Here is a 2,500-nt window from a genome sequence, read left to right as displayed (position 1 = left end):
ATGGCTAAGTGGGAAAGGATGTGAGGATCCCAAAACAACCAGGATGTTGGCTTAGAAGCAGCCATCATTTAAAGAAAGCGTAACAGCTCACTGGTCTAAATAAGGGTCTTTGCGCCGAAAATGTAACGGGGCTCAAGCCATACACCGAAGCTTAGGGTTCGTGAGCAATCACGAGCGGTAGCGGAGCGTTCTGTAAGCTGATGAAGCCATACCCGTGAGGGGTGGTGGAGGTATCAGAAGTGCGAATGCTGACATGAGTAACGTAAGGGGAGTGAGAGACTCCCCCGCCGAAAGTCCAAGGGTTCCTGCTTAAAGCTAATCTGAGCAGGGTTAGCCGGCCCCTAAGTCGAGGCAGAAATGCGTAGACGATGGGAACCACGTTAATATTCGTGGGCCTGGAGGAAGTGACGGATCATTGAGGTAGTCCAATCTTATCGGATTGAACGGGCTGCTGCGTGGTTCCAGGAAATAGCTCCTCCTTATAGACCGTACCCGAAACCGACACTGGTGGACTGGTAGAGTATACCAAGGCGCTTGAGAGAACTATGCTGAAGGAACTCGGCAAATTGCACGCGTAACTTCGGAAGAAGCGTGACCCTTTTCCACGCAAGTGGAGGAGGGTGGCACAGACCAGGGGGTAGCGACTGTTTATCAAAAACACAGGGCTCTGCGAAGTCGCAAGACGACGTATAGGGTCTGACGCCTGCCCGGTGCTGGAAGGTTAAGAGGAGGGGTGCAAGCTCTGAATCGAAGCCCCAGTAAACGGCGGCCGTAACTATAACGGTCCTAAGGTAGCGAAATTCCTTGTCGGGTAAGTTCCGACCTGCACGAATGGCGTAACGACTTCCCCGCTGTCTCCAGCATAGACTCAGTGAAATTGAATTCCCCGTGAAGATGCGGGGTTCCTGCGGTTAGACGGAAAGACCCCGTGCACCTTTACTATAGCTTTACATTGGCATTCGTAGTGGCATGTGTAGGATAGGTGGTAGGCTTTGAAACCTGGGCGCCAGCTCAGGTGGAGCCACCCTTGAAATACCACCCTTATCACTATGGATGTCTAACCGCGGCCCGTTATCCGGGTCCGGGACAATGTATGGTGGGTAGTTTGACTGGGGCGGTCGCCTCCTAAAGAGTAACGGAGGCGCGCGATGGTGGGCTCAGAACGGTCGGAAATCGTTCGCTGAGTGCAATGGCATAAGCCTGCCTGACTGCGAGACTGACAAGTCGAGCAGAGACGAAAGTCGGTCATAGTGATCCGGTGGTCCCGCGTGGAAGGGCCATCGCTCAACGGATAAAAGGTACGCCGGGGATAACAGGCTGATGACCCCCAAGAGTCCATATCGACGGGGTTGTTTGGCACCTCGATGTCGACTCATCGCATCCTGGGGCTGGAGCAGGTCCCAAGGGTATGGCTGTTCGCCATTTAAAGCGGTACGTGAGTTGGGTTCAGAACGTCGTGAGACAGTTCGGTCCCTATCTGCCGTGGGTGTAGGAATATTGAAAGGATCTGTCCCTAGTACGAGAGGACCGGGATGGACGGATCTCTGGTGGACCTGTTGTGGCGCCAGCCGCATAGCAGGGTAGCTATATCCGGACGGGATAACCGCTGAAGGCATCTAAGCGGGAAACCCACCTTAAAACGAGTATTCCCTGAGAACCGTGGAAGACGACCACGTTGATAGGCCGGGTGTGGAAGAGCGGCAACGCTTGAAGCTTACCGGTACTAATAGTTCGATCGGCTTGATCGTTCTCATTCCTTATGCCCATCGCCAGCGCAATCCTTCGGATTGCGCCGAGATGGTCTGTTCTCACTCACGCTTGTTCCGCCCTGCGGGCGGCGCTACGTGGGTGCGGCGCATCGGCGCCGACGGTCGGTCGACCTTGCGAAGCTTCGCTTCGAAGGCGCCAAGACCAAAAGAACGGTAAAGGCACACATAAGACCAGCGAACAGCTCAGAGAGAGCAGAAAATAGGGTTCCCTATTCGCTACTCACTATTGGCTATTCGCTCAAAAAGCTTCTCGAGCAACGTGCGCTTTGCCGACCTGGTGGTTATGGCGGAGCGGCTGCACCCGATCCCATTCCGAACTCGGCCGTGAAACGCTCCAGCGCTGATGGTACTTCGTCTCAAGACGCGGGAGAGTAGGTCGCTGCCAGGTCTGCAAAACGCACGTTGTCAAAATCCAAATCTTCTCTCTACCAAAAGGCCCGCCAAACGGGAGCTCGGGCCGCGCAAGCGGCCCTTTCATTTGGCGGAACTTGTACCTAAGTAAAGCGCTGACTTGCTTGAAAAGTTGACGCGGGGTGGAGCAGCGCCCCGTCCGCCCGCAAAGGCCGAAGGCCTCGAGGACGGACAAACCAAAAAGTCCGGGCTGCCCGGCCGGCATTCGCCGTCAAAGTTGACGCGGGGTGGAGCAGCCCGGTAGCTCGTCAGGCTCATAACCTGAAGGTCACAGGTTCAAATCCTGTCCCCGCAACCAAATCCACAAAACGGCCCGCCTC

The 2,500-nt window shown here is 55.4% G+C and carries 1 tRNA gene and 2 rRNA genes (1 of these 3 cut by a window edge); all 3 read left to right on the top strand.

The features are described 5' to 3' along the window. Window positions 1–1,748, top strand: a 23S ribosomal RNA gene (locus tag AC0L3I_RS36530) (it extends 1,072 nt beyond the left edge of the window). A 294-nt stretch (window positions 1,749–2,042) separates the two neighbouring features. Continuing rightward, window positions 2,043–2,157, top strand: a 5S ribosomal RNA gene (rrf, locus tag AC0L3I_RS36525). Window positions 2,158–2,401: 244 nt separating this feature from the next. Beyond that, window positions 2,402–2,478 (top strand) — tRNA-Met (locus AC0L3I_RS36520). The last annotated feature ends 22 nt before the right edge of the window (window positions 2,479–2,500 follow it).

The organism is Mesorhizobium sp. WSM4840 (assembly GCF_055811755.1).
This window is presented reverse-complemented; position numbering and strand designations above follow the sequence as displayed.